This window comes from Arthrobacter antioxidans (genome assembly GCF_023100725.1).
GTDB lineage: Bacteria > Actinomycetota > Actinomycetes > Actinomycetales > Micrococcaceae > Arthrobacter_D > Arthrobacter_D antioxidans.
The window spans coordinates 1,716,766-1,737,918 of record NZ_CP095501.1 but is presented as its reverse complement, the minus strand read 5'-3'; the positions used below and the strand labels follow the sequence as shown (position 1 = coordinate 1,737,918).

The 21,153-nt window shown below is 66.0% G+C and carries 16 protein-coding genes and 1 pseudogene; 8 read left to right on the top strand and 9 right to left on the bottom strand.

Annotated elements, in window-relative coordinates; translation table 11 throughout:
- Positions 1 to 43: 43 nt before the first annotated feature.
- Together MWM45_RS07905 and MWM45_RS07900 are read left to right on the top strand one after the other, a co-directional pair.
- The gene (locus tag MWM45_RS07905) at positions 44 to 799 is read left to right on the top strand and encodes a MerR family transcriptional regulator (RefSeq protein ID WP_247828980.1); all 756 of its coding nucleotides are present in this window, start codon (positions 44 to 46) and stop codon (positions 797 to 799) included.
- 849 nt (positions 800 to 1,648) lie between these two features.
- Positions 1,649 to 1,909, top strand: coding sequence for a hypothetical protein (locus MWM45_RS07900; RefSeq protein WP_247828979.1), 261 nt, complete (start codon positions 1,649 to 1,651; stop codon positions 1,907 to 1,909).
- Positions 1,910 to 1,967: 58 nt separating this feature from the next.
- Here MWM45_RS07900 and MWM45_RS07895 read toward each other — a convergent pair whose 3' ends face one another.
- On the bottom strand, positions 1,968 to 2,465 hold the full coding sequence (locus MWM45_RS07895; protein ID WP_247828978.1) for a hypothetical protein: 498 nt from the start codon (positions 2,463 to 2,465) through the stop codon (positions 1,968 to 1,970).
- Between the two features lie 130 nt (positions 2,466 to 2,595).
- On the opposite strand from MWM45_RS07895, the gene MWM45_RS07890 reads away from it, so the two are divergent.
- The gene (locus tag MWM45_RS07890) at positions 2,596 to 3,741 is read left to right on the top strand and encodes a class I SAM-dependent methyltransferase (RefSeq protein ID WP_247828977.1); all 1,146 of its coding nucleotides are present in this window, start codon (positions 2,596 to 2,598) and stop codon (positions 3,739 to 3,741) included.
- 180 nt (positions 3,742 to 3,921) lie between these two features.
- Here MWM45_RS07890 and rpsA read toward each other — a convergent pair whose 3' ends face one another.
- The 3 genes from rpsA to polA form a co-directional block, all read right to left on the bottom strand.
- Positions 3,922 to 5,400, bottom strand: a complete 1,479-nt coding sequence (rpsA, locus tag MWM45_RS07885) for a 30S ribosomal protein S1 (RefSeq protein WP_247828976.1) — start codon at positions 5,398 to 5,400, stop codon at positions 3,922 to 3,924.
- A gap of 285 nt (positions 5,401 to 5,685) precedes the next feature.
- Positions 5,686 to 6,999, bottom strand: coding sequence for a GNAT family N-acetyltransferase (locus MWM45_RS07880; protein WP_247828975.1), 1,314 nt, complete (start codon positions 6,997 to 6,999; stop codon positions 5,686 to 5,688).
- Positions 7,000 to 7,084: 85 nt separating this feature from the next.
- Positions 7,085 to 9,733, bottom strand: a complete 2,649-nt coding sequence (gene polA, locus MWM45_RS07875) for a DNA polymerase I (protein WP_247829175.1) — start codon at positions 9,731 to 9,733, stop codon at positions 7,085 to 7,087.
- 169 nt (positions 9,734 to 9,902) lie between these two features.
- Between polA and MWM45_RS07870 the strand changes: the two genes are divergently transcribed.
- Both MWM45_RS07870 and MWM45_RS07865 read left to right on the top strand, forming a co-directional pair.
- Entirely contained in the window at positions 9,903 to 10,391 is a 489-nt protein-coding gene (locus MWM45_RS07870; protein ID WP_247828974.1) for a hotdog fold thioesterase, read from the top strand.
- A 265-nt stretch (positions 10,392 to 10,656) separates the two neighbouring features.
- Complete coding sequence (locus tag MWM45_RS07865) at positions 10,657 to 11,148, top strand: hypothetical protein (RefSeq protein WP_247828973.1); 492 nt, start codon at positions 10,657 to 10,659, stop codon at positions 11,146 to 11,148.
- 16 nt (positions 11,149 to 11,164) lie between these two features.
- Here the strand turns inward: MWM45_RS07865 and MWM45_RS07860 are convergent, their stop codons facing one another.
- The 4 genes from MWM45_RS07860 to MWM45_RS07845 form a co-directional block, all read right to left on the bottom strand.
- On the bottom strand, positions 11,165 to 11,548 hold the full coding sequence (locus MWM45_RS07860; protein WP_336296696.1) for a response regulator transcription factor: 384 nt from the start codon (positions 11,546 to 11,548) through the stop codon (positions 11,165 to 11,167).
- A gap of 82 nt (positions 11,549 to 11,630) precedes the next feature.
- Positions 11,631 to 12,653, bottom strand: a complete 1,023-nt coding sequence (gene ligD / locus MWM45_RS07855) for a non-homologous end-joining DNA ligase (RefSeq protein ID WP_247828972.1) — start codon at positions 12,651 to 12,653, stop codon at positions 11,631 to 11,633.
- Between the two features lie 73 nt (positions 12,654 to 12,726).
- Positions 12,727 to 13,206: a hypothetical protein gene (locus MWM45_RS07850; RefSeq protein ID WP_247828971.1), complete on the bottom strand. Its 480-nt coding sequence runs from the start codon at positions 13,204 to 13,206 to the stop codon at positions 12,727 to 12,729.
- A gap of 250 nt (positions 13,207 to 13,456) precedes the next feature.
- Positions 13,457 to 15,145 (bottom strand): hypothetical protein, encoded by a 1,689-nt coding sequence (locus MWM45_RS07845; RefSeq protein WP_247828970.1) that lies wholly within the window; start codon positions 15,143 to 15,145, stop codon positions 13,457 to 13,459.
- Positions 15,146 to 15,797: 652 nt separating this feature from the next.
- Here MWM45_RS07845 and MWM45_RS07840 point away from each other — a divergent pair.
- Complete coding sequence (locus MWM45_RS07840) at positions 15,798 to 16,589, top strand: AfsR/SARP family transcriptional regulator (protein WP_247828969.1); 792 nt, start codon at positions 15,798 to 15,800, stop codon at positions 16,587 to 16,589.
- An 874-nt stretch (positions 16,590 to 17,463) separates the two neighbouring features.
- On the opposite strand, the pseudogene MWM45_RS07835 reads toward MWM45_RS07840, so the two are convergent.
- A pseudogene (locus tag MWM45_RS07835) lies at positions 17,464 to 18,286 on the bottom strand (IS481 family transposase); the annotation flags it as partial.
- Between the two features lie 20 nt (positions 18,287 to 18,306).
- Between MWM45_RS07835 and MWM45_RS17735 the strand changes: the two are divergent.
- Positions 18,307 to 18,789, top strand: coding sequence for a bacterial transcriptional activator domain-containing protein (locus MWM45_RS17735; RefSeq protein ID WP_418909750.1), 483 nt, complete (start codon positions 18,307 to 18,309; stop codon positions 18,787 to 18,789).
- Between the two features lie 69 nt (positions 18,790 to 18,858).
- Positions 18,859 to 21,153, top strand: a complete 2,295-nt coding sequence (locus MWM45_RS07830; RefSeq protein ID WP_247828968.1) for a C1 family peptidase — start codon at positions 18,859 to 18,861, stop codon at positions 21,151 to 21,153.

Here is a 21,153-nt window from a genome sequence, read left to right as displayed (position 1 = left end):
CACGACTGAGCCGGTGACGAGAAATGACGAAGGACCGATGAGCATGACCTGGAGCACCCAAGGAATCGCCGAGCTGGCCGGGACGACGGTGAACACCGTTCGCCATTATCACCGTGTCGGACTTCTCGAGCAGCCGGACAGGATGTCCAACGGCTACAAGCAGTACCAGGTCAGGCACCTCGTCCGTCTCCTGAAGATACGCCGTCTACGGGATCTCGGCGTCCCGCTCGACCAGATCGACGAGGTGACCCTCGACGGCGATTCATCGTTCGAGGCGCTACGGGCGATCGACGCGGACCTCGCCGTGAGCATCGAGAGGTTGCAGCGGGCCAGGGCGGAGATCCAGGCGATCCTCCAGGGGTCCTCGGTGACGGGCGTCCCGGCAGGATTCGAGGACGTGGCACCTCAGATGTCCAAGCCGGATCAGTCGCTGATGTTGATCTACTCCCAGCTGTACGACGACGCCGCGATGCAGGATCTGCGGGACATGGTCAGGGCGGAGCCTGACTATGTGACCAAGGAATTCGACGAGTTGCCCCCTGACGCCGACGAGACCGCACGCGCCGACCTCGCAGAACGCTACGCACCCACCATTGCCCACGCCCTCAGGGATTACCCGTGGCTCCTGGACCCGAAAGAGCACCTGTCGAAGAGCCTGGAGGTCACCCAGAACACGGTCGTCGAATCGCTCACGGCTCTGTACAACCCGGCACAGCTCGATGTCCTTGCCCGGGCGAGCGTCATCGCCGGCGGCCTCCTCAAGAAGGAACGGGGCACGAAGGACGAGAACACGCCATGACGCGGGTCGCGGCGCCCAGAAACTAGCGGGCTGCCATCGGCGTCATGACAAGAACAATGGACGCTTCCAACTGACGCAGCTCCGGTGCATGCGGGCCCGAAGATTGGGTCGATTCCTGCCCTGCCTCCAGCATTACTCCGATAGCCGACGTTGTGTCAACCTAAGTTGACGCGGGCCGCTACTCGTCGTCGAGGTTCCTTGATCACGATGCTGTTGCTCACGCTCCTTCGAGGGAAATGGTGCTGCGTCGCGTCGAGGTTTGATGCCCGTTGCCGGTAGTCGGCCCGTCTTGACTGATGATCCGCATCACCCGAGAAAGGTGAGTTACCGGGCGTTTGGCGCAAGCAGAGGCACGTCCCTCATTGCTTCAGTCGTCGACTTCCCTTACCTATGGGACGACACGGCGGCAGTTGGTCCCAAACCCACCTGAATTTCTGCTCATGTGTGTTCAGGCGACGTAGACGTCGTTGCTGGTCTCTGGGGAGGGAGCCGCGGCTCGCATCAGGTCTTGAGCACGGGCGGACGGTGGAGAGGCGGAAATCACCAGTTTCGGGTGATGCCGCCCCCGACTCGTCATCGCACTGTAGATCCGGCATGCTCTCCCGGGGCCTCCCAACGGGCCTGCGGTCGCCCCGAGCACAGTGCGGAAGGCGGTCCGGGATCGACCAGATCCTTGACCGGATATCGGTTCGACGCACCGACGTTTTCACGGGATTCACGGTGGTTCTGCCCGGCGCTGAAGCGCAGCGGTTGTCGGCGGCGGATGTATCAGCAGGGGTTTCGGGGTACTGCCGACAAAGAGAAGCCGGCATTCTGCGCGAGAAACGACGACTCGAGCGCCGTGGACGCGTGGAACTCATCTTTGGGTTGCTGTTCCTGGCTCTCTGCTTGGTTCTCAGTAGTAGCGTTGCAGCCCTTGTGGTCGGCCCTGCCTGGTTGAACCAGTTCATTGTGGAAGGCTTGATCATCGTGGGCTGGATCGCTCTGTGGCATCCGATCGACCTTCTCCTGTTCGAGCGATGGCCGCTGCGCACCGAGCTGCGCAAAGTGGAACGGCTCCGCAAGGGAACCGTCCAGGTCCGAAGCAAGGACCGGTCCAGCGCTCACTGAACACCGATCGCCGGGCACGGGAAAGGGTCACCGGCTCGGCAGCGCGGAGAAGACCTCGCTACCTGCTGTCGCGTGTGGCCTGTCGGCGGGCGCCCTTGGATCGGCTCGACGCATCCCGCTTCACGCCCCCCGTGGTCTTCGTGTGGGATCGGGTGCGGCCAGTGGACGATTCCAGCATCGACCCGTCAGTGTCGGGCGTCGGTCCCGTCGACCGTCCCGCACGCGCGCGCTCGAGCCGCTCGTCCTTCAGTGCCTCAGCGGCGTCGTGCGCCACGCGGGCCAGCTCGGCGCTGACGATCGAGAGGGCCTCCTCGAACACATAGGCTCTGCCGCGGGACTTGTCCGAGGCCCGTGCAGCGGCGCCGCGTCCACCGGCCTCCGGCACTTTCCCCGCTGCTTTACGCCGATAGCTCGTGGTGTGCTTGTTGCGGGCCCTCCGCACACGCTTATGCAGCGCCAGGAGCCCGTCCTCGTCCAGTAGTGCCAGTCGCTCCGGTTCCAGTTCGCGGATCAGCGCGCGTTCATTCCGCTTCAACACCCACAGGTACTGGTCCATCGCTGCAGAGTCCCACGGTCCGGCCGGAAGCGGTAGAGGCCGGCGCCCGTTCGGACCTGACGTGGCTTCACTGTGCAGACGCGATGTCATGGCTCGGGGCCCCGGCCGCCCGGCACCTAGGATTGATCCGGTGACCCCGTTCAGCCTCGACCGCCTGCGCCGCCGCCCCGACCTGGAAGCCACCGAACTGGTGGCCGTGGATGCCGCGGACCGCCTGCTCCTCGACACCGCCGCGGACCGGCTCCGCCGCCCCGGTGACATCGCGACGATCAACGACGCCTACGGCGCGCTCACGCTCGGTGCCGCGCATCTCTCCGGCCGGAGCGACATCCGCGTCTTCCAGGACGGCGTGGTCCATGAGCGGGCACTCGCGCTGAATGCGGCCGACCAGGGGCTCCGCAGCGCCTACCGGCCCCTCCCCCTCGGTGCGGAACTGCTCGACGGCGTGTCGATCGTCCTCCTGCGCCTGCCGCGTTCACTCGACGAGCTCGACGAGCTCGCCTGGACCATCGCCGCCCATGCGCGGCCGGACGTCGTGATCCTGGCGGCGGGACGGGTCAAGCACATGTCCGTGTCCATGAATGCGATCCTCGGCCGCTACTTCGGCGACGTCACGGCAGGACTCGCGCGGCAGAAGGCGCGCGTCCTCACGGCGTCGGGCCCCCTGCCGGTGGGCGGGTCCTCCTTCCCACGCAGCGCACGGCACGACGTCGGCCTCGCCCGTCCGCTCGAGCTCCTCGCCTACGGGGCCACGTTCGGCGGGCCGGCGCTCGATCCCGGCACGCGATTGCTGCTCCCCCACCTGCGACGCCTCCCGGAGCCCCTGGCGGGTGCGTCGGGGGCCGCCGACGTCGTCGATCTGGGCTGCGGGAACGGGGCCATCGCCGCGTTCGTGGCGCTGGCGCACCCGGACCTCAGGATCCTCGCCACGGACCAGTCCGCGTCGGCGATCGCGTCAGCGGCAGCGACGGCGGCGGCCAACGGGGTGGCAGACCGCATCGCCGTGTGCAGGGACGACGCCCTCTCGGCGCTGCCCGACGCCTCGGTGGGACTCATCATCCTCAACCCGCCCTTCCATCTCGGCAGCACGGTGCATGCCGGCGTGGCCCACCGGCTCTTCGATGCCTGCGCGCGCGTCCTGGCGCCCGGCGGGGAGCTGATCACGGTGTGGAACAGCCACCTCCGCTATCGGCCGGTCCTCGAGCGGATCATCGGCGCCACGCGGCAGCTCGACCGCTCACCCCGCTTCACCGTCACGGCCTCGACGCGCCGGTAGGCCACGCGCGCTCGGATCGAGTGGATCAAGTTCGAAGGCCGCCCCGAGTGCGCAGCTCCGGTGGGTCCTCTCGCCCAGCACCCACCCCACGTGCGCGCTCGACCACGTGGGGACCCCACACGGAGAAGGCCCCCGTCCGGTGGACGGGGGCCTTCAACGGTACTGCGTGGACGCGGGAGCTTACGCTCCGGTCAGCTTCTCGCGGAGAGCGGCAAGCGCCTCGTCGGAAGCGAGCGTTCCCGAACCGGACCCGGCATCGGCGACGACGGGCTCGGACGAGTAGCTCGTCGAGGTCGACTCGGCGGGCTCGTTCGCCGCGGCGGCGTCGTCCGAGGCGTGCTGGACGACCTGCTTCTTGTGCGACTCCCAGCGGGACTGCGCCTCGGCGTACTGGGCTTCCCAGGCAGCGCGCTGGTTCTCGTAGCCCTCGAGCCATTCGTTCGACTCGGGGTCGAAGCCCTCGGGGTACTTGTAGTTGCCCTCTTCGTCGTACTCGGCGGCCATGCCGTAGAGCGCGGGATCGAACTCGGTGCTGTCGGCGTCGACGCCCTCGTTGGCCTGCTTGAGGCTGAGGGAGATGCGACGGCGCTCCAGGTCGATGTCGATGACCTTGACGAAGAGCTCGTCACCCACGGAGACGACCTGCTCGGCCAGCTCGACGTGGCGGACCGCGAGCTCCGAGATGTGCACGAGGCCCTCGATGCCGTCCTCGACGCGGACGAACGCGCCGAAGGGAACGAGCTTCGTGACCTTGCCGGGAACAACCTGGCCCAGGGCGTGCGTGCGGGCGAAGGTCTGCCAGGGATCTTCCTGCGTGGCCTTCAGCGACAGGGAGACGCGCTCGCGATCGAGATCGACCTCGAGGACCTCCACTGTGACTTCCTGGCCCACCTCGACAACCTCGGAGGGGTGGTCGATGTGCTTCCAGGACAGCTCCGAGACGTGCACGAGACCGTCGACGCCGCCGAGGTCCACGAACGCACCGAAGTTGACGATCGAGGAGACGACGCCCGGACGGACCTGGCCCTTCTCGAGCTTGTTGAGGAACGTGGAGCGCACCTCGGACTGGGTCTGCTCGAGCCACGCACGACGCGACAGCACGACGTTGTTGCGGTTCTTGTCGAGCTCGATGATCTTCGCTTCGATCTGCTGGCCGATGTACGGAGCCAGGTCGCGGACACGACGCATCTCGACGAGGGAGGCGGGCAGGAAGCCACGCAGGCCGATGTCCAGGATGAGGCCACCCTTGACGACCTCGATGACGGTGCCGGTGACGACGCCGTCCTCTTCCTTGACCTTCTCGATGTCGCCCCAGGCACGCTCGTACTGAGCGCGCTTCTTGGAGAGGATCAGGCGGCCTTCTTTGTCTTCCTTGGTGAGAACCAGAGCCTCGACCTGATCGCCCACGGAGACGACGTCCCCGGGATCGACGTCGTGCTTGATGGAAAGCTCGCGGGAAGGAATGACACCCTCGGTCTTGTAACCGATGTCGAGCAGGACCTCGTCGCGGTCGACCTTGACGACGGTACCCTCGACGAGATCTCCGTCGTTGAAGTACTTGATGGTCGCGTCGATCGCTGCGAGGAAGTCCTCAGCGGTGCCGATGTCGTTGATCGCGACTACGGGGGCACCTTGCTTCTCGGTGGTGGTGATGGTCATGTAGTTGGGGCTCCGTTGTGGAAGATTACTTGCTCCGGTCACGCCGGCCCCCGCGGTGCCGGCTACGCCGACTGCGGGTTCCTGTGTCCGGATGTGGACGAAATGGAAAGAACCTCGGTGAGGCTCAGGAATGGTGATGCACGCCCATGGATCGCCGGTTCGACACCGGGAACCATCAGAGCGCACCACGCGCCTGTCTAGTCTAGCCTCGGGGTCCAACACCGTCAAAGCAGCGCGGGGCCCCTGGAGTCGCGGGCCGTGCGGTGCGCGGAGGTGCGGCGAACCCTAGAAATACGTGATGCAGTAGGGCTCGTGGGCGCGCCCGAACAGGGTGTCGAGCACGTCCACGGCGCCGTCCGTCCGCGCGGTCAGTCCCCCGGCCGCCGCGAGCGTGGAAGCCTGTACCCCGCCGAGGTAGAGGGATCCCAGCGCGTTGACGGTCACCGTGACATCCGGGGCGGCGGCAGGCTCGGCCCGCTCGACCGTCCCGACGCCGTCGACGACGGTCAGCCTGTACGAGCCGTCGGCGATCCCGTGGTCGTCCAGCACCTCCAGCACCACCTTGCCGCTGCCCCGGTAGGACCGCTTCCCGAGCGCCACCGGCACGTCGAGCAGGCGGACCCACAGCACGTCGTCGGTGCCCTTGACCTGGTAGCAGCGCCGGTCCCGCAGCGCCCAGGGCAGGGCGTCGTCGCGTCGTGCGCCGTCCCAGGTGATGCGCTCCACGAGGTCGAGCGATCCGAGGTAGCGCCACAGCTCGAGATAGGCCGACGGCGTGGACGCCACGAGGTCCACGATCTTCATCGTGTACGGCGTGGTCTCCCAGCCCGCGAAGCGGTAGCTCACGAACCCCACGGGTTCGCCCGCGGCGTCGTAGTGCACGGCCATGCGCACCGCCCGGTCCTCGACGGGCCGCTCACGACCCCACACGCCGGCGATGCGCCGGGCGACGGCGTACTGCCGGCCGACCGAGCCGAAGGTCACCGCCTGGAAGTCGTCGAAGATCCTCTCGGCGAGGTTCACAGCGTGTTCCCGGGCGACGAGCGCCGTCGTCCCGGTCCTCGGCGCCGTCACCTCGAAACGCTCGCGCACGTCCACCTCGACGGTCTGCGTGAACGTGGCGCAGCCGAAGCCGAAGCGCCCGTAGATGGTGGCCTCGGAGGCGGTCAGGATCGCCAGCGGCAGTCCGCGCTCCTTCGCCTCGCGCAGGTCGCGCATCATCATGGAGCGGAGGATGCCGTTGCGCCGGTGGCTGGGACGGACCGTGACGGCGGTGATCTGGTGCGCGTCGAGCTGCGTGGCGCCGACGTTCAGCGGGTGCACCATGGTGCCGTAGGTGGCGACCGGATGGCCGGCGCCGAGCGCCTCGGCGGGCTGGGCGCTGTCATGCACACCCCACAGCACGCGCTGGTCCGCCTGGTACGCCGCGAGGTACTGCGGGACGTCCTCGGGATCGAGCGTCCCCTCGTGGAAGCCGATGCTCTCGCCGTCGAGCCACTTCGCGAAACGGCCGTCCGTCGAGGCGTCCTCGTCGGCGCCTGGCGTGAAGATCTCGGTCCGGAGGTCCGGCTGATGGGCGGTTGCTGTGTACTGGCTCACAGTCCACCAGCCTAGACGGACGCCTCCGGCCTGCACCAGCACGACGCCCGGCGAGCCGGAGGGGCGCCCGTCCCGCGTCCGGTGATCAGTGCGCAGCGTCGTGCCAGCTCGCCCCGGTCCCCACCGAGACGTCGAGCGGGACGGAGAGGTCCGCGGCGGCGCCCATCTCCTGGCGGACCAGCGCCTCGACCTCTTCCCGCTCGCCTTCGGCGATCTCCAGGACGAGTTCGTCATGCACCTGCAACAGCATGCGGGACGCCAGGCCGCGCTTGGTCAGCGCGTCGTCGACCCCGAGCATCGCCTTCTTGATGATGTCCGCGGCCGACCCCTGGATGGGAGCGTTGAGCGCGGCGCGTTCGGCCATCTCCCGCAGCTGCCGGTTGTCGCTGGAGAGGTCCGGCAGGTAGCGGCGCCGCCCCTCGATCGTGGAGGTGAAGCCGTCCTTGCGGGCCTGCTCGACGATCCCCCGCAGGTAGTCGCGCACGGCGCCGAAGCGCTCGAAGTAGTCGCGCATGAGCGTGCGCGCCTCGTCCACGGAGATGTTGAGCTGCTTGGAGAGCCCGAACGAGCTCAGCCCGTACACCAGCCCGTAGGACATGGCCTTGACCTTCGAGCGCATGGCATTCGTGACCTCCTCCGGCGCGACGCCGAAGATGTAGGAGCCGACGAACCGGTGCAGGTCCTCGCCCTCCTGGAAAGCCGAGATGAGCCCCTCGTCGCCGGAGAGGTGCGCCATGATGCGCATCTCGATCTGGGAGTAGTCGGCCGTCATCAGGCTCTCGTACTTCTCGCCGTCCCGGCCCCGCCCGACGACGAACACCTCACGGATGCGGCGCCCCTCGTCCGAACGGACCGGGATGTTCTGCAGGTTCGGGTTCGTCGAGGACAACCGGCCGGTCGCTGCGATGGTCTGCAGGTAGGTGGTGTGGATGCGGCCGTCATCCCCCACCGCCTTCCGCAGGCCTTCGACGGTCTGGCGCAGCTTCATGGCGTCGCGGTAGGCGAGGAGCTGCTCGAGGAACGGGTGGCCGGTCTTGGTGATGAGATCGGTCAGGGCGTCGGCGTCGGTGGAGAACCCGGTCTTGATCTTCTTGGTCTTCGGCAGCCCGAGCTCGTCGAACAGGACTGCCTGCAGCTGCTTGGGCGAGCCGAGGTTGATCTCCTTGCCGATGATCCGGTAGGCCTCCGCCCCCGCGGCGCCGATCGTCGTCGAGAAGTCGTCGTACAACCGGTCCAGGCCCTCGACCGAGACGGCGACGCCTGTGAGTTCCATGCGGGCCAGCACTTCGGCGAGCGGCAGTTCCAGCCCGCCGAGGAGCTGGTTCGCGCCACGTTCGACGAGCTGCCCGGCGAAGTGCTCGCTGAGCTGCAGGGCGGCGTAGGCCGCGATCACGGCAGGCGACGCGACGTCGTCGGCGCCGAGGTCGAGGGCCTGCTGCCCTGACGGGTCGGCGGCGGCCGCCGTGATGGACAGGCGCAGGTGGTACTGGGCGAGGTCCGCGAGGTCGTAGCTGCGGCGATCCGGCTGGATGAGGTACCCGGAGATCGCGGTGTCGTCGACCTCCCCGGCCAGCAGGAAGCCGCGGGCGGAGAGCAGCTTGAACACGGTCTTGAAGTCGTGGACGATCTTGGGCGCGTCCCGGTCCGCCAGCCAGGCCCCGAGCACCCTCTCCGCGTCGGCGTCCAGCGGTTCGAGCGGGATGAAGGCGGCGTGGAGGCTGGTGACGACGGCGATCCCGACGACGTCGGTGGCGCCTGCCGTCGTCTCCGTCGCCAGCGCGAGGGATGCCTGCGCCTGGTTGGTGGCGTTGAACCAGTGCGTCAGGCCGGCGGCGTCCTGGAGGACCTCGTGGGCGGGGGCGTGCTGCTCGTCCGCCTCGTCCTCGCTCTCCTCCTCGCCGAAGAGGTCGAACAGGCGCTTGCGCAGCGTGTTGAACTGCAGCGAGTCGAAGAGGTCCTCGACTGCGGAGCGGTCCGGGTGCTGCGAGACCATGGCCGCCAGGTCCACGGGCAGGTCGAGGTCCGTGAGGAGGCGGTTCAGGCGCCGGTTCCTCTTGACCTCCTCGATGTTGGCCCGCAGCGAGTCCCCGACCTTGCCGCCGATCTTGTCAAGGTTCTCGAGGATGCCCTCGAGCCCGCCGTACAGCTTGATCCACTTGGCCGCCGTCTTCGGGCCCACGCCGGGCACGCCGGGCAGGTTGTCGGCGCTCTCCCCCACCAGCGCGGCGAGGTCCGAGTACTGGTGCGGCGGGACGAAGTACTTCTCCTCGATGGCCTGCGCGTCCATCTGCGGGATGTTCGTGACGCCCTGCTTCGGGTACAGCACGGTGACGCGGTCGTTGACGAGCTGGAAGGCGTCGCGGTCACCGCTGACCACCTGGACGTCCCAGTCGGCGGCCGCCGCCTGGCTGGCAAGCGTGGCGAGGATGTCGTCCGCCTCGTAGCCGTCCATCGAGATGGTGGGGATGCGCATGGCCTCCATGACCTTGATGATCAGGTCCACCTGCCCGTGGAACTCCTCGGGCGTCTTCGAGCGGCCGCCCTTGTACTCCGTGTACTCCTCGGACCGGAACGTGGGGGTGTCGAGGTCGAAGGCCACCGCGACGTGGCTGGGCTGCTGGTCCTTGATGAGGTTGATGAGCATCGCCGTGAACCCGTACACCGCGTTGGTGTGCTGGCCGGTGTCGGTCGAGAAGTTCTCCGGCGGCAGGGCGTAGAAGGCGCGGAACGCCATGGAGTGGCCGTCGATGACGAGGAGCCTGTTGCGCGAGCCGTCGCTGCGGCGCCCCGCATCCTGCGCGCCGGCCGCCGGGGAGGCCTCCGCGGCGTCGTCGACGGGAGGGGCGATGGTCAGGGTGGCAGCAGGTTTGGTCGTTTCACTCACAGGTGCCAGCCTAGTTCCCATGACAGACAACCGCACCCGGCCCGACGCCCTCCAGCCACTCTCCGAGGAGCGCCTGGCCGAACTGGTCGCCGCCGGGATCCCGGCCGGGATGCACGGCTGGCTGGGCCGCTACGGGGTGGGTGCCCTCACCGTGAAGATGGGCATCGTGTTCTCCGAGATGAGTGCCGAGCGCATGGTCGCGACCATGCCGGTGGAGGGCAACCAGCAGGTGGCCGGCATCCTGCACGGCGGCGCCCATGTGGTGCTCGCGGAGACCCTCGGCTCCTTCGCGGCCGGACTCCATGCCGGCCCGGGCCGCCACGCCGTCGGCATCGAGGTCGGCGCGACCCACCACCGCAGCACGGCGTCCGGCCTCGTCACCGGCACCGCCACGGCCATCCACCTCGGGAGGACCCTGACGACGCACGACGTGGTGATGACCGACGAGCAGGGCAGGAGGCTCTCCACGGCCCGCATCACCAACATGATCCGCGACGACCGCGACTGAGCGGAGCCTGCCGGCGTCCTCCCCGGACAGGGCCTGCGCGCCGTGCGCAACCCCCACGCAGACCCGACCCGTCCATTGCCGTGCCTCGGGGCCCTCCCTACCGTGGTGCGTGGGCGACCGAACGAGCCGCCCGATGATCAGCTCGACTGAACGGAGGCCCCATGGCCGACACGAAGCTGAAGACCGTCGCCGCCCTTCTCGCCGCCGGCAGCCTCTTCCTCGGCGGCTGCGACCTCGGCGACGACGCCCGAGGGGGCGACGACTAGTGGGCGGCCGCCGACCCGCCCTCGCCCGGGCCGCCCTCCGCGGCGCGGCCGCCGGTCTCCTGGGCACGGCCGCCATGACCGCCGGTGAACTCGTGGAGCAGCGCGTCACGGGCCGCCCCGACTCCCATATCCCGGCGCGCACCCTGCGGATCCTCTGCGGCCGCCCGACGAGCAACACCGCCCAATACCCGGTCTGGAACCATGCCATGCACTGGCTGACCGGCGCCACACTGGGCGCGCTGCGCGGCGTCTGGTCCGTCACGGGCATCCGGGGTGCGCCCGCGACGGCAGCACACACGGTGGTGCGGCTCGCCTTCGACCAGACGCTCGAGAACGCGACGGGGGCCGGGGCCGCGCCGTCGCTGTGGCCCTTCGGCGAGAAGGTCGTGGACAACCTGCACAAGGCCGTCTTCGCCACCGTGACGGGACTCGCCTCCGATGCGCTGAACCCGCCGGAGCTGATGAGCACGGCGGGGGCGCGAAGCCACTGAGCGACCGCCGGTGGGCTCAGTGGCTTCGCGCGGCGAGGCCTTCCTGGATGTGCCGGCGCAACTCGGCCGGGCGGAAGGGTTTGCGCAGGTAGCGGTCGGCGCCGGCGTCGTAGCCGCGCTTCTCGTCGGACGGATCGGCGCGCGCGGTCAGCATGACGATGAACGTCGTCGAGAAGCGCCGGATCCGTCCCGCCACCTCGAAGCCGTCGATGTCCGGCAGACCGACGTCGAGGGTGACGACGTCGGGGCGGAGCCGGCGGACCATCTCCACGCCGGCCAGTCCTGCGGGCGCGGTGTGCACGCGGAAGCCCGATCCCGTCAGGACGGTGTGCAGAAGATCCCGGACGTCGTCGTCGTCCTCGATGACCACGGCGGTGCGGGGGGAATCAGTGGTGGTCATGCGCCAAGTTTACTCCGGAGAGGCCCCGGCCCGACCCATGAGCACCTCGTGGGCTAGGCCTCGACACGGGCGACGGCAGTGGTCAGTCGCGGGTGCGCGCGCGGCTCGGCTGCACCCTCATGGGCTCGCCGGGCATCTTCGGGAAGTCGGGCGGGAACGGGAGCTCGCCGAGGCCGTCCCCGACGTCGCGGTCCCACCAGCCGCGGAGTGCATCGATGCTGCCCGGCTCGGCGTGCAGGTCCTCCCACGGGTCGCCGACCGTCCTCAGGCGGTCCGGTACCGTCGCGATCGTGAAGGACGCCGGGTCTATGCCGTCCAGTTCGTCCCAGGTCACCGGGCAGGACACCGGGGCGTGCGGCAGCGCCCGCGGGCTGTAGGCGCCGGCCATGGTGCGGTCGCGGTTCGCCTGGTTGTAGTCCACGAAGATGCGCGCCCCGCGCTCCTCCTTCCACCAGGCCGTGGTCACCTTCTCCGGCATGCGGCGCTCGAGCTCGCGACCCGCGGCGATGACGGCGTGACGCACCTCGAGGAACTCGTGGACCGGTTCGATCGGCGCGAAGACGTGCAGGCCGCGGTTGCCCGAGGTCTTCACGAAGGAGGTCAGGCCCGCCTCGCCGAGGACGGCACGCAGGGCGTGGGCGGCGGCGACGACGTCGGCGAAGGTGGTGCCCGGCTGCGGGTCGAGGTCGATGCGCAGTTCGTCGGGCAGGTCCGGGGCCTCGGCCCGCGAGGCCCACGGGTGGAAGACGACGGTGTTCATCTGGGCGGCCCAGACCGCGGACGCGGGCTCGTCGAGGACGAGCTGCGGGTGCGAGCGTCCGCTGGGATAGGTGACCGCCACACTGCGGACGTAGTCGGGGGCACCCTTGGGCGGGTTCTTGCTGAAGAAGTAGTCGCCGTCCACGTCGCCGCCGAAGCGCTGCAGGGACACCGGCCGGTCGCCGTTCGCGCGGAGGAACGCGGGCGCCACGTCCACGAGGTACCGCGCGAGGTCGAGCTTGGTGAGCCCGGCCTGGGGCCAGAGGACACGGGAGGGGCTCGACACCCGCACGGCCCGCACGCCGTGGGGTCCGTCGACGTCGAGGATCATCGCTTCGCTAGCCATGGCCTCAATGTACCCCCGGCTCCCGTGGCCGCAACGCGGTGCCACCCTCCGGCCGGTGCCGGAGGGTTCGAGGTCACCGCGTGGACTTCGCTGTGTCCTCCACATCATCGACGAATGCCACTTGAGCCGTGTACTGCTGGTACAGCTGAATAGCATCCTCAACGGGCAGTCGTCCGAGGTCCAATGCCGTTTGCAGTCCCTCGAGTTGGACATAACACGCCTCTGCTGCGCTGATCTTGTCAGCCACTGAGTGCGAATTGGCCAGATTGGTCGATACCGCAGCTACGATCGAGGCCAGCATCGCGCCCAGACAGAGCACCTGCCAGACTATGGAGCTCTGTTCCAAGGCCAGGGCTCCTTGAACGCCTGTAGCGAACTCGGTCCCGCCGAGGGCTGGGCCCGCTGTAAGGGTCGCAGCCAGTGCGCTACCGACGATGCTTGCCATGGTCAGCCTGTTCCGACGAGGTCGTTCCTGTCGGAGGAACAGCTTGATGCATGACCGTCGGTGCTTGATGTTCTCAACCAGTTTTTGACGAGCCTCTTCTTCGTTCACGATCTTCTCCCCGATCCGGTGTCCATCGTGCGATCACCCTGCTGCAGGAGGGCGACCGCTGAATACTCGCGAGTAGCACCGACATGTCGGAAGCGAGTGGCGACATCTGTCGAGCACCATCGGCATCGGCGTCTGAGACCGAGATCATCAGAGCACCGGTGGCGTTACTGACGTGTTACCAGCGAGAAATTCATAGGCATTCCTACCGCATCGGGCGAATTGATGGAGTACAACAGTGAATTGAGTCGAATCATCCACGTCTCATGGCGCTTGGCTGTCGAGGGAATGCCCTGTGGTGGCACGCATCGCCGACATCGCCCACCGAATCCTGCCGATCCGACGCAGGTGTCGAAGTCACCCACCGTGACTTCGGCGCCAGGTCCTCGAGCGCCTTGACCACCGCGTCCTGTTTGTCATCGGTCCATTCATACCTCTCATGCCACCCCTCCGCGGAGAGAATCCCGATGGCAGACCTATCGAATTCGTACTTCTCGAGTGCAGCCGCGAAGGTCTTCGGCTTGGTCTCTTCCTCTTTGTCGTCGTCCGTCATGTCCCACGGTGATGCCGCTTTGTGGCCCCGGCGCTCGCATCTCAGGCTCAAGACGAGGGCCGCGGCAATCAAACCGAAGACAACGAGTGCCGCACAGGTGGCCATCCACAGAACAGCGCGCGTGCCGCCGTCAAGCCGGACCGTCGATGTACCATCGACTTCTTCCGCGAACGCCAGTGCCCCTGCCGCCACGATGGGTTGGGCTACTGCAACGGCGGCCAGGCCGCGGAGGCGAGCCACCATCCGAGCCGCGACGCCCGTGAAGGTCGAATGGGCGATCATCGCACCGACCGCCGCAGACGTCGTGATGAGCAGTGCGATGATGTTCGTGACCTGGCCGGTGGACCACGACGCCCCGCCGTATGTCACCTTCAGCACGAGGGAGGCCAACACCACCGCAACCAACCCACACGAGAAGACGGCATTGGTGAGCCAACCTCGCGACGTGACTCTGAAATCCACCTGCGCCTGGCAGAGTGAACCGTTGGGAACCTCGACCCCGTGGAGGCCCACGGTGGCCGTGTGCCCCACGACGTGGTCGGAGGTGTAGCGCACCTGACCATCATTCTGTTGTCCCCTATTTGGTCGACCCGCCAGCAGGCGCGCCTCGACGACCTCCACTCCTTCAGGAGCGGTCAGCTCGAGGTGATAGCTCGCCGCGTTCTCAGCGCCCGGTACCTGGACACGAATTCTTGTGGGCAGTAGCCCCAGGGCCGCAGGAAGACCCGTCGACAGTTTCCGCCTCGCCTGCTGAACCCGCCATGCGCGCATGGCCTCTGTGCCTGCGGCCGGTCGGTCGTCGTGAACATACTCCCTCACCTCGCCGTCGGGGGTCATGCACGGCGTCATCCGGGTCCATCCGGTCGGTTCGCTGAACTCGAGGTTGATCAGCCGATGACGTTTGCCTGCGGGAAGGAATACGTACAGGGAGAAGTTCCGCCGGATAAGGTGAACGACAGCTCGGACGATCGGACTTTCCACGAGTGGCACCAGGTGTAAGGGGACTTCACCCTCCGAGCCTTCCTTCGTGCCCTCGAAAAGCTCCATTGCCTCCTTCGTCTGCCGACGTGAGCCTGCGACGAGCTCACGGGTGAAGGCGCGGACCTTGTCCGGCTCGGCGGGTTCGGGCGCAACGGTGGCGGTCGCTGCGACGAGAATCGACTCGTCGAGTTGCTGCGCGAGACGAATCCCCGGCGTCGGCAGGACATGATCGTTCTCGTCCGTGATCCGCATGTTCACCAGCGTGCGCCGTCGCATGAGCGACAGGGGTACGAGCCAGAACCGGTTACCCACCTTGTCGACGAAGAGCGGCGCGTAGTCCGGCACGTTGAAGTCGATTGTGAGCCGCCGCGTGACATTACGGTCCTGATCGAAACTGACCTTCTCCACGCGTCGAACCATCCAGCGACTGAACTGCAGTTCGGCGAGGAGGAGTCTTCGACCGACCTCGCCGCAGAGAGCGTCGGGCAACCACTCCTGGTCATTGGCGCGTCTTCGACTGACGACGAGTGCTTGATCCGTGGGATCAAGGGCCCACCCGAAGCTGTCGGCGTCCCGTCGCCGCCTTCCAGTCAGCTTCCGTACGTCCAACATCACGACCTCCGTGGCTATGTACAGTGATACCCACTCTTGACGCCTCAGCTCCCCGCAGACTAACGACTTGCCGTTACAGCTGCGTTATCGATCAATCGGACGACGCCCGGCAGACTGTCGCGCCTCCACTACCGCCCGGTGCGATCGGGTTCGATGAGCAGTTTGATGTCGCTCATGGCCGAGGTTACGGACGACGCGAATGATACCCAAAAAGGATGTCCTGAGGAATACCCTTAGACAAGATCCCCTAAACATTCACGACTACTGTTGACACGCCTGAATCGGGTCGTATCATCTATTTTTGCAAAGTGATTCTCGAGCAACAGTGGTAGAAGTGTGATGACAAGAGCTGGGTGAAATAGAACCGCTTCTATTGACATGAACCGTCAGGTTGAGGAAGGTTATCACCGCACGGTCCTTTGTTCTTATGAACCGAAATCAGGTTCCCATGAACTACACCAATTGTAAGGTCCTGCGGCTCGAACTGCTGCGGGCGTGGCGGCTTCACCGCCACGGCGTCCTTGTTCATGTTGCAACACGGCAACAGCGCCTTATCGCAGCTCTTGCCATCAAGGGCCCATGCCTGCGAAGTTACCTTGCGGGACTGCTATGGCCGGAGTGTCCGGACGCCAGGGCCTTGGAAAGCCTACGGGTCAGCGTGCACGTCGTCACTCGACAGATTCCGGGACTGCTCGTCAATGACGGTCCCATGCTGTCCCTGAGTGATCAAGTGGACGTAGACCTGCATAGGGTTCAAGCCCAGATCGCTGACCTGGAGCAGCCGAGACCAGAGGTAAAGGCGGCGGACCTCTTGCGCGATCTCCGTGACGCACGGCTACTATCAGGCTGGTACGACGACTGGGTAATGCTTGAACAGAACCGACTTCAACAGGATTGCCTCCGCGCTTGCACCATCATCGCGAAGACGCATCTAGACCAGCGCAGTTGCGAAACCGCGGGCGCGGCGGCAGAAGCTGCCTTGGAAATCGAACCGCTCTATGAGGAGGCCGTCCGACTTCTCATCACAGCCGAGCTGCAGCATGGCAACCCCGCCGCCGCTGTTCGCGCCTATCAGAGATATCAGACGCAACTTGATGAGGATATGGGCCTTCGACCCTCCGAATCACTTACTCTGCTCGTATCCCGAGCGCTTGACGGACAATTGATCGCACGGGAAGCGCCTTCAGTCCCAATAAATGGCGCCGGGCAGCGCAGAAAGCCACTCACGCACCGCCTGTAGCACTATAGATGGATCAGAGGTAGTAATCGTATTCACGCCGCGTCCAGATGCTTTGTGAAAGCTTATCCTTGCCCGGAAGCCGTGCGGATGACAGGACTCCTGCCATTTGGGGATGACCAAAGTGTTCACGATCGGAACCTCTGGAGATACTCCGGGCCCATCAGCTGATCCTAACTAATGATATGCGGTCATGGGAGCAATCACCTGTTTCCACTTCCGCGCTGAAACTATCGGGTAGAGGCATTCTCGGACTTCCAAGAATATTTCCCGAATCCACGTCGGACCCCTGCTTAATGGTTTCGCTCCAGCCCAGTACAGCGAAGCGTCGTTACTACTGCTTCACTGCCGGCGTACCAGGAATTCCGGCGCCGTCGTCCCAGGCTGGCGCGCGTCGTGTGGTGTCGTTGCCGCAGACTTTTCTGGCTCCTTATAATTGAGGTGCGAAACCGGACCTCGAGACGACCGATCATCGGCACATGCTCACGACCGAGTTCAAGTTGCCGGGCTCAGCCTTTTAGGAATCGATGAACTCATACTCGCTCACTACCGCCGCTCCCGCGCGAAGTAAGCCGTAGATTTATTGAAGAACGCCGCCTCAGGTTTCAGCTCCTGGACTTGGACGTGTTAATCACCTCCCGGCACAGCTCATTCTTGAACTCCTGCGTGAATCGTCTGCGAGATGCGGTCATGCTGATGTCTACTTTCGGTGGACCCCCAGTTCAACAGGGTCCACGGTCCGAGATTTCCGCGGCACTCAGATCATGGACGAGCCTGGCCGGCAACGCTTGAGGAACGGCCACAGTCAGGTGACGGGACAAGGACGAAGGGATTGCTCAGCGGGACGGCTGCCGCTCGGAAGCATTCAACTGCCTAGGTGGAAGCGCTCGATCTTCCCGTTGGTCTGCGGCCGGTAGGGGCGGGTCTTCTTGGCCTTGATGCCGTGCTCGGCGCAGGTGTCACGCCAAAGGTGCGACGTGTAGGCCGGCCCGTTGTCGGAGAGGACCCCCTCGACGGTGATGCCGCGTTCGGCGAACCACGACACGGCCCGTTGCAGGACACCGACCGCGGTGGCAGCGGTTTCGTCGTCGTGGATCTCGGCGTACGGCGATCCGGGAGTGATCGTCGATGACGGTGTGCACGAACGCGGTCCCCATCAGCGGATGGTGGCGCGCGCTGCCGGATTTCCCCGCGGTGTCGGCCCGGTTCCGGTGGCCCTGGTGCTTGCCGACGTATCGCCAGCCGCCGCCGTCGGGGATGTTCCCGATCTTTTTCACGTCGACATGGACCAGATCGCCGGGTTTCTTGTGCTCGTAGCGCCGAACCGGTTCTCCCGTCCGAACATCGACGTGGCTCAGCCGGTTGAGTCGGCAGCGGATCAACACCGCGTGAACAGTCGAGGCCGGCATCTCCAGGCGGGTGCCGATCCCGACCGGCCCGAGGCGCTTCTTCCAGCGCAGATGCACGACCTTCCGCACGAGCTCCAGGCGGGTCTTCGTCGGGCTATGGTGCGGTCGCGAGGACCGGTCGACCATCCCGTCGCGGCCCATGGCCGCGTACCGGTGGGGCCACCGTTTCGCGGTCGGCCACGACACGTGGAAGTACACCGCCGCGTGGGCGACCGGCCAACCGTCATCGACGATCAGCCTCCCGATCCGCAGCCGTTGAACCGGGGTGAGAGCAGCATTAGCGTGAGACACGAAGACCTCCGGGTTGAGGAATGGGACCTAGACACCACCACCCTCCACCGGAGGTATTCGTCATTTCAAGACATCACACAACAACCAACGTCCCTGTGCAATACAACGAGGCACGCCTCAACCGTCTACGGATATCGACGCTGGAAACCCTGGCCGGAAGCCTTCTGGTGAGCGGTCCGCTTGAAGCCGCGCTCGATGCGGCCACGACAGCGGCCGAACTGGATCCCCTGCGCGAGAGCGCACAACGGATGCTGCTCCGCATCCACCTGACGGCCGGTAACACAATGGGTCCGCCAGGCGCTGTTACCGAAGCTATCAAGCAATTCTTCTGCAGGAATGCGGCGTCCGCCCATCCGTTGCCATCACCAGACTTATCGAGCCTCTGCTTCAGGTTTCCCAGGAACAATCGCCGCCCCCAACCCCGTTCCTCACCTCGGTGTCAGCTTGCGTCCGTCCTTCGGATAGGTCCGCTGTTCGCGGAGTGGATAGTAACGCGGCAGTAACGCGCTGGGTGATATCCCTACCCTTACCGGGGAGACGAATCACCCACCGGACGAAAGGAGGGGACTGCCATGCCGAAGACACTGCCGCCGGGAGTGATCGAACTCAAAGGGGGTACTTTCCAGGCGAACGTCATGCCTGACGTCTTTGACACTCGGGACCTCGAGTACCGTCCCCGGCTTGCGCCGCTGCCGGCGGTTCTGGATCGCCGTCCCGGCGACACACTCATTCATACTCAGGAGGGCAACTCCTGCACCGGCCACGCAGTGGCGGCGATGATCGATACCGTGCTTTCCTCGGAGAACAATCCGGTGAGGGTAAGCCCCTACATGCTTTACCGGATGGCGCGCCGCTACGACGAATTCGCGGGAGAGGAGGATGAAGGGTCCTCGCTCCGCGGAGCCCTGAAAGGATGGTTCTACCACGGAGCCCTCCCCACCGAGGACTGGCCTTCCCTTACAGACGATCCCGATCTCGACGGCGATTCAGCGCTCGCCGAGAAGGCCTTCCTGCGTCCGTTGGGCGCCTTCTACCGCGTCAATGCCCACCGTCTCGACGACATGCAGTCCGCGATCAACGAATTGAACGTCATTGTGGCATCCGCGCTCGTCCATACGGGCTGGATCGAGCCGACCAGGGTTGTAAAGTCACACCGCACCCACATGCACGTCATCGAGCGGCCCCCGGGCGCGGGTCAGCTCGGTGGCCACGCCTTCACGATCGTCGGCTATAACGATGTCGGGTTCCTGGTGCAGAACAGCTGGGGCACGGATTGGGGTTCCGGCGGCTTTGCAACGCTTCCTTACGACGACTGGCTCACGTCCGCCTATGACGCCTGGGTTGCGCGACCCGGCGTTCCCGCCATCGTGCGCACCCGGGACCGTGCAAAGGTGGTCAATGCGACGGCGGGCGTGCTCGCTGAGGGGCCCGGCCCGGACCTGGTCCGGCTCTCACGCCATGTGGTGAACCTCGGCAATGAGGGAAGGCTCTGTACCACCGGCCGCTTCACCAGCAGCCCGGCGCAACTCGAACGCATGTTCCAGCGGATGGAGGAGTATCACCGTTTCTGGCAGGGAAGCTCCGCCGGATCCAAAGAAGCAGTCCGCCGCGTGGTCCTCTACGCCCACGGTGGTCTCGTGGACGAAAAATCCGGGCTGTCAGTTGCACAGGCCCAGTTGAACTGGTGGTTGAACAACCAGGTGTACCCGATCAGCTTCGCCTGGCAGAGCGGCCCCGTGGAAACGATGATCAATCACCTCGGCGACATGATCCGCGGCAAACTGCCGTTCGGCAGCATCGGGTTCGATCTGGTGGAACAGGCCGACCGGTTTGTCGAAAAATTCGCCCGGGCCAACCTTCGGTGGATGTGGGCCGAGATGAAGGAGAATGCGGCGGCGGCCTCGAAGCCCCTCGACCGAACAGTGGAATGGCCACGGAACGGAGCAGGCACTGATGGTTTGGGGAGTCTTCCTGGTGCGTCCCTGCTGGCACGGCGGCTGGCCCTCTATGCGGAAACACTTGGTAAGGAATCCCTCGAAGTTCACATCGTGGGGCACAGCGCCGGATCCATTTTCACCGCGCATCTGCTGTCGCGGCTGCAGGATGAAGGTGTTCCCGTCACCTCGATGGCCTGGCTTGCACCGGCGATCCGGATCGACGACTTCCAACGGTTGGTACTGCCGCACCTCAGATCGGGTCAGGTGAAGAAGTTCGCCTCCTTCAGTCTCTCCGACCCGCAGGAATTGAACGACGTCGTCGGGACCGGGGAGTTCAACATCTACCAAAAGTCACTGCTCTATCTGGTCTCGCATGCCCTAGAGCATGGAGCGGAAGCGCGGGGAGGCGGGGAGGTCCCGCTGCTGGGGATGGAACGGTTCGTCGACAGCCCGTTCGACGGATCGACCGTAGCCAGAGTGTTGGACGCCACTTCCGCCGATTTGGTGTTCTCTCCCAGCCAGGGACCGCCGGCAAGCCGCTCCAGTGCCACCACCCATGGAGGGTTCGACGACGATACAGCGACGATGACATCGGTCATGGTACGGATCCTTCGGCTCGACGAAGCAACTGAACGTACCCGTTTCCAACCACACTCCCCCCTGCTCGATGCTGGGCCCGGGGCCACCGGCGAACCCGCCGGAAGTGCACCGGTGCCGTCCCGTGTTGCCGACGTCGAACAAGCGGGGACGGCCCCTGTGACTGTCATGGCCGCGCCGCAGGCCAGTGAGGTGCAGGTTCCCGCCACCGCGGGTCCCCTCCCGGAGGAACAGCTGGCGCCGGAAACCAGCAGCCCGGTGATGGATGCGCTGGCCCGTCACGGATGGACGGTCGAACCCCGGGCAGCTACCGCTTCTGCGCCGAAGGCCTAG